At 62.6% G+C, this 6,715-nt stretch carries 4 protein-coding genes and 1 pseudogene; 3 read left to right on the top strand and 2 right to left on the bottom strand.

Annotated features, from left to right (window positions below):
- From CKO33_RS13365 to CKO33_RS05425, 3 genes and pseudogenes are all read left to right on the top strand, one after another.
- Positions 1-134: pseudogene (locus CKO33_RS13365) on the top strand (IS481 family transposase); the annotation flags it as partial.
- Positions 135-420: 286 nt separating this feature from the next.
- On the top strand, positions 421-2,520 hold the full coding sequence (locus CKO33_RS05430) for a methyl-accepting chemotaxis protein (RefSeq protein WP_200180067.1): 2,100 nt from the start codon (positions 421-423) through the stop codon (positions 2,518-2,520).
- A gap of 223 nt (positions 2,521-2,743) precedes the next feature.
- On the top strand, positions 2,744-4,183 hold the full coding sequence (locus tag CKO33_RS05425; protein ID WP_200180065.1) for a cyclic nucleotide-binding domain-containing protein: 1,440 nt from the start codon (positions 2,744-2,746) through the stop codon (positions 4,181-4,183).
- A 93-nt stretch (positions 4,184-4,276) separates the two neighbouring features.
- Here CKO33_RS05425 and CKO33_RS05420 read toward each other — a convergent pair whose 3' ends face one another.
- Positions 4,277-5,386 (bottom strand): AI-2E family transporter, encoded by a 1,110-nt coding sequence (locus CKO33_RS05420; RefSeq protein ID WP_200180063.1) that lies wholly within the window; start codon positions 5,384-5,386, stop codon positions 4,277-4,279.
- 37 nt (positions 5,387-5,423) lie between these two features.
- Positions 5,424-6,614, bottom strand: coding sequence for a pyridoxal-phosphate-dependent aminotransferase family protein (locus tag CKO33_RS05415; RefSeq protein WP_200180062.1), 1,191 nt, complete (start codon positions 6,612-6,614; stop codon positions 5,424-5,426).
- Positions 6,615-6,715 lie beyond the last annotated feature (101 nt).

Here is a 6,715-nt window from a genome sequence, read left to right as displayed (position 1 = left end):
ACCAGCGCCTGTATAACCATCACATCGGCCAAAAGGCGCTGGGACATCGCACCCCGGTGGAAACCCTCAAGGCCTGGCAACAGGACCGCCCCGATCTATTTCGAAAACGCGTATACAATCAGGCGAGACCTGACAGTTACCCCCTGAATCCCTTCGTATTCCTGATGCGATGCCGTTGCCGGGCCCTTTGTCGAGAGGGGCCCGGGCTTTCCCCGCTTCTTCACGTGTTCGCAGGTGAAGACTGACCTTTTACAGCCCCTGCCTCACAGGAGCTAAAGGGTCCGCCTTGGGGGCCGGTATATCCAAAATGATCTTATCATTCCTGCCTGGATGCTGCTGATTTGCCCTGGACGGCTGGATATGTTGCCGCCCTGGGCTTCGTGCGTGCCCAACTGAAATCAGTAGTTTTTTGGAGAAACCATGAAAATCCGTGATCGGATCGCCCTGGCTACGGGGGTGTCCTTGATTCTGACCATGGTGGTGGTGCTTGCATTTGTATCCCACATCAGCCGCGGAATCGAAAAGCAAACAGAAGAACAGGTCCGTAATGAACTGCAACGCAAGGCGATCGGCCAGATGCAGGCACTGGCCAATGCCCAGGCGGCCAGGACCGCAATGAAAATGAATGAGGCTCTGCACGTGGTCAAAGGGGTCTCCGATACACTATCAGATCGTATCCGTCAGGAAGGGGATTCCCTGTCACGCAAGGCGGTATATGGCTATCTACGGCATATCATGGAACGCAATACTGACATGCTTGGGATCTACTCAGCCTGGTTGCCAAATGCCGTCGATGGTCAGGATGGTGCGTTTATCATGCCCCCGCATACCCATAGTCATCCTAACGGTCAATTTGCCGGGTATTGGTACCGTAATGGCGATGGCGATCTGGGGACTCGTCCACTGAATCTCGATGGTATCGATGTTGAAAAGACCCCCATGGATGCCGGAAATGCCTGGTATTTGTGTCCGCTACGTGAGCGACGCGTCTGTCTGACCGAACCCTATTCCTGGGAAGTTCAGGGCAAGACCCTTTTGGGGACTTCGATCACCATGCCGCTGGTGGTTGAAGGGGAACTGTTGGGTATGGTCGGTGGCGATTTGGAACTGGATTTTCTGCAGGGGATGGTTGAGGCGGCGGATGCCCGTTTGTATGAAGGGCATGGGCAGGTGTTGTTGATCAGTGCGCAGGGCATCGTGGCCGGGGATTCCGATGGTGAATATCTTCCGGGGGAGAACTATACGCCCAGAGGGGAGCACAACCTGTTGCGCACGATCGGGCAGGGGGAGAAACGCCTGATCGATTCCGGCACGCACCTGATCGCCGTGACCCCTGTACGACTGTCCGATAAGACCGAGCCCTGGGCGGTGGTGGTGCGGTTGGAACGGGCCCTGGTGATGGCTGGGGCACAGAAGACCCGAGCCTCCTTGGCAGAAGCCTTCCATTCGGGGATGCTCCAGTTGATGCTGATCGGCGCGATCATCACCGTTCTGGGCATCCTTGTCCTGGCGTTGATCGCGGCTGGTATTGCGCGTCCCATCACCCAGGCAGCCGATATGATCGGGCAATTGTCTTCCAGCGAGGGGGATCTGACTCAGAGGCTGAATATGCGGCGTTCCGATGAGATCGGTGGGCTTGCCCGGGGCATTGATGCCTTCCTTGAAAAGACCCATGGCATCGTCCGGGATGTGGCTGGAGCGATGAAAAATGTCGAGGGTTCGGCCCGCAAGGCCGCCGAGATTTCTGAACGCAGCACGGCAGCTATTGAAACTCAGCGTGCGGAAGTGGAACAGATTGCCACATCGATCAATGAGATGTCTGCTGCTGCCGGGGAGATGGCACGTATTGCCCACACCACGGCTATATCCACCAATGAGGCCAATGAGTCGGTGACGGAGGGGGCGCGCAGTGTCAGCGAAAGCACTGGATCTATCCGTGAGCTTTCCGGGCAGATCTCCGGGACCCATGAGGTCATGGAGCAGTTGGCGGGGGATGCCGAAAACATAAGCCAGATTGTGGAGGTGATCCAGGGGATTTCCGAGCAGACCAACCTGCTTGCCCTCAATGCTGCCATCGAGGCGGCTCGTGCCGGTGAATCGGGACGGGGATTCGCTGTGGTGGCTGATGAGGTTCGGGGACTGGCTTCGCGAACCCAGCAATCCACCGAGGAGATCCAGAATCTCATCGCCCAGTTACAGGGGCGGACTCGAGAGGCTGTGGAGTCCATGAGAGCGGGTAATGAAAAATCCGAATATTGCCTTGAAAGGGCTGAAAACGCCTCGAATCATCTCCAGGAAGTGGTGCGCGTCATCGGTGAAATCGACAGCCTAGCTACGCAGGTCGCCAGTGTGGTGGAGGAACAGCGTACGGTGACGGAGGATGTGACGCGTAATATCACCACCATCAGTGACGAGACCCACGTGGCAGCTGACGGCGTCGCTGAGGCCAACCGGGAAAGCCAGTCCCTGCTGTTTCTGGTGGAGAAGTTGGAGCAGCAGCTGGGTCGTTTCCGTTTCTGACTTTCCCTGGCGCCCTGGGAAAGTACTGGCTGTTTCAGGATCCTCCCTCTTGAAATTGATCTTCAGGGTTCCTGCGGGAGGTCTGCCCTGGACGGGTGGATGTATTGCCGCCTGAATTCAGGCAGAGACAGAGACCCGGTATCCCACTGCAGCCGTCCGTGATTGCGTCTAGTCTCAGCAGAAGGCGCTCTGCTCCCGGTACCGCTGCGACAGGCCTTTCCAGGTGAACAACACCTTCGCATCCCGCCATCCAAGGCTTCACTGGGTCATCCTGCTGCTCGTCGTTCCGGGGGTGATCCTGCTGTTGGATGCCCTGATCTGTGGTCTGTTGATCCCCTTGCTGGCGCCGCAATGGCAGGAGGACGCGGGGACCGTCACCAAGATCCTGCTCTGGGGCTCCGGGGCCTGGCTGGTGGACCGTGGCCTGCGCATCTTCCTGTGGGAGGGGGCCTATCGGCGGGCCACCGGCACGTCCGCGCCCACGGTACTGGTGGGGGCGGCGGCGGCCGCGATCTATACCATCGCGGCCCTGATCGTGCTCACCGAGATCCTCCAGTTGGATACGGGGGCCGTGCTGCTGTCCACCGGGCTGGTGGCGGGGGTGCTCAGTGTGGCGATGCAGAACACCATCACCGACTTCTTCTCCGGTGTCTCCCTCAGCATCGACCGGCCCTATCAGGTGGGCGACTGGATCGAGTTCGAGGATGGGGTCCTCGGCGAGGTCGTCGGCATCACCTGGCGCTCCACACGCATCCGTTCCTGGCATGCGAGTCTCTATGTGGTGCCCAACAAGAAGGCGGCCAACAGCATCCTGCACAATTATGATCGACCCACCCGGGTCTACGGCTATTGGTTCCATGTCTCGGTGGTCAGCACGGTTTCGCCGCTGGTGGTGCGTCAGCTCCTGCAGCAGGCGGCGCTACAGTGCGAGCGGGTGCGCAGCGATCCGGCGCCGATGATCTATTTCTGTGACCCCGGCAGCGTACCCTACAAGTACATGGTATATGTGCATTTTGATAATTATCCCTGGCGGTTTGCCGCCATTGATGAGCTGTCGGTGGCCATCCATCAACGCTTGCAGCAGGCCGGCATCTCCCCGGCGGCCGTGACCTATGAGTTGCAGACGCGCCGTGCCGAGAAGACCACGGCCATGATGCCGGGCATCACCGAGATCCTCCGGGATGTATCCCTGTTCGCACCTTTGACTGACGCGGAGATCGGGATCCTGGCCAGGGGGTTGTCCGTGCGCGAGGCGCCGGTGGGGGAACGCATCGTGGCGGAGGGGGATGAAGGCGATTCCATGCTCGTGTTGGTCAGCGGTGTCGTGATCCTGAGCCGGACCATCAACGGGCATGAGCGGGAGATCGAGCGCCTCAAGACCGGTCAGTGCTTTGGTGAGATGTCCCTGCTCACCGGTGAGCCGCGCTATTCCACGGCCCGGGCCCTGACCAACGTCTGGCTGATCGAGATCCCCAGGACGGCCTTTGCCCCCCTCCTGGCGCGCAACGAGAAGTTGCAGGCGGGGCTGGCCGACCTGGCCTCAGCCCGCCGTAAGCACACCGAGGCGGTGCAGAGGGCCCTGTTCAGCCGGGGGGATACCCTGCCGTCGGACGGTCATGCCGCCCGCATCAAGGCCTTGATCCGGGAGTTCTTCGGGCATTGAGGGACCCGGGCGCCTCCGGCGCCGGATCCGTCCATGGCCATCCGCAATCCGCTGCTGGGGCCCGGCCCCCTGTCCGGCCCGGGCAGGGCCGTCTCAGGATTCCCCCTCTTGTTCCGGATCCGGGGTGCGGTTTTCGTCTTCGGTGGCCGTCTTCTGTTCCGGCAGGATATGGAAATCACGGATGAAGATGCCCCAGAAGGCGGCGAAGAGCACGGCGATCAGGGGGCCGATGACAAAGCCGTTCATACCGAAGGTGACGATGCCCCCCAGGGTGGAGAGGAGCACCACGTAGTCCGGGAGCTTGGTGTCCCGGCCCACCAGGATGGGGCGCAGGATGTTGTCCACCAGGCCGATGACGCCGGCGCCGAAGACCACCAGGATCAGCCCCTGGATCCAGTCGCCCACGGCGAAGAGGTAGATGGCCACGGGGGCCCAGATGAGGCTGGCCCCCACCACGGGGATGAGGGACAGCAGGATCATCACCACCCCCCAGAGCAGGGCCCCGGGGATGCCCAGGGCCCAGAAGACGAGCCCGCCCAGGGTGCCCTGGATGGTGGCCACCACCAGATTGCCCTTGACCGTGGCCCGGGCCACCTCGGAGAAGCGGGCGAACAGCAGCCGTTCGCGCTCATCCCCGATGGGCAGGGCCCGTTCCAGCAGCAGGAGCAGCTTTTCCCCGTCCCGGAGCAGGAAGAAGGCCAGGTAGAGCATCAGCCCCAGGCTGATGAAGAACTGCAGGGTGTTGCGTCCCACCTGCAGGGTGTTCTGGGCGATGAAACCGCTGGTGGTGAGGGCGGCATTGCCCAGCCGTTCCTTGAGGCCCTCCACGTCCACCTGGAGGCGGTCCAGCAGCTCCTGGATCACGGGGAAGGCCTGGCGGATCCGGTCCAGATAGGCCCCCGGATCGATCTGCCCGCTCTGCAGGGCCTGGTACAGGGCCGCCCCCTCACGCACGAAGGACCCCAGCACGAACAGCACCGGGATGATCACCATGACCACACAGAGGGTGAGGGTGGTCAGGGCCGTGAGGTTGGGGCGGCGGCCCCAGCGGGCCTCCAGGCGGACCTGCACCGGGTGGAAGAGCACCCCGATGATGCAGGCCCAGAGCACGGCGCCGAAGAAGGGCTTCATCAAATAGAGGAAAAGCCCGGTGACCAGCACCAGCAGGATGAGGAAGGAGCGTCTTTCCAGGGCCTCTTGCATCGGGGGTCCTCGCTGCGCCTCGTGTGATGGATCGGGATCAGGCCGTATCGCCGTAGATCCGCTCGGCGGCGGGGAGGGCGGCGCCGCGTTCCACCGGGGCCCCCATCTCCGTGAGCACGGATTCCAGGGCCTGCAGGCACAGGCGCACGTTCCTGGCGTTGCAGGCAAAGCCCATGAGGCCGATGCGCCAGATCTTCCCCGCCAGGGGCCCCAGGCCGGCGCCGATCTCCAGGCCGTAGCGCTGCAGCAGGCGGGTGCGCACGGCGGCCTCGTCCACCCCTTCGGGCACCTTCACGGCGTTGAGCTGGGGCAGGCGGTGGGGTTCCTCCACCAGCAGTTCAAGACCCATGGCCTCCAGTCCTGCCTTCAGGGCCTCGTGGTGGTGGCGGTGGCGGGCCCAGGCGTTCTCCAGGCCCTCCTCGTGCAGCAGCACCAGGGCCTCGTGCAGGGCGTAGAGGGCATTGATGGGGGCGGTGTGGTGATAGGCCCGCTTGCCGCTGCCGGAGCCCCAGTAGCCCATGATGAGGTTCAGGTCCAGGAACCAGCTCTGCACCTTGTGTTTGCGGGACTGGATGCGCTCCACCGCCCGCGGGCCGAAGCTCACCGGCGACAGCCCCGGGGTGCAGGAGAGGCATTTCTGGGTGCCGGAGTAGATGGCGTCCACGCCCCAGTCGTCCACCCGCAGTTCGCTGCCGCCCAGGCCCGTGACCGAATCCACGATCACCAGGCAGTCGTGGGCATGGGCCACCTGGGTGAGGGTCTTGACGTCGGAGCAGGCGCCGGTGGAGGTCTCGGCGTGGACGAAGGCCACCAGACGGGCGTCGGGATGGGCGGCCAGGGTGCTGTCCAGCTTCTGCGCATCCACGGGTCGGCCCCAGTCGTCCTCCACCACCACGGCGGTGGCGCCGCAGCGCTCCACGTTCTCCTTCATGCGCTGGCCGAAGACGCCGTTGATGCACACCACCACCTTGTCGCCGGGCTCCACCAGGTTGACGAAGCAGGTCTCCATGCCGGCGGAGCCGGGGGCGGAGACGGGCAGGGTCAGTTCGTTCTCGGTCTGGAAGGCGTACTGCAGCAGCACCTTCATCTGATCCATCATGCCCACGAAGGCGGGATCCAGATGGCCGATGATGGGGCGGCTCATGGCCGCCAGGACGCGGGGATTCACGTCCGACGGGCCAGGGCCCATGAGGGTGCGCACGGGGGGGTGGAAGGATTCGCCGGTCATGTGGTTCACCATCGTCGAAAGTGACTGTATTGATTTAGAAAAATCAAAAACATCCCGGATTATACGGAGCCCGGGATGCGGTGCACAAGAAACCAGTTTCG

The organism is Ectothiorhodospira mobilis, from assembly GCF_016584115.1.
GTDB lineage: Bacteria > Pseudomonadota > Gammaproteobacteria > Ectothiorhodospirales > Ectothiorhodospiraceae > Ectothiorhodospira > Ectothiorhodospira mobilis.
This window is presented reverse-complemented; position numbering and strand designations above follow the sequence as displayed.

What these genes read in the sequence shown, in the direction of transcription:
- CKO33_RS05430 (WP_200180067.1), top strand. Translation starts at nt 421, where the DNA reads ATGAAAATCCGTGATCGGATCGCCCTGGCTACGGGGGTGTCCTTGATT.
- CKO33_RS05420 (WP_200180063.1), bottom strand. Translation starts at nt 5,386, where the DNA reads ATGCAAGAGGCCCTGGAAAGACGCTCCTTCCTCATCCTGCTGGTGCTG.
- CKO33_RS05415 (WP_200180062.1), bottom strand. Translation starts at nt 6,614, where the DNA reads ATGACCGGCGAATCCTTCCACCCCCCCGTGCGCACCCTCATGGGCCCT.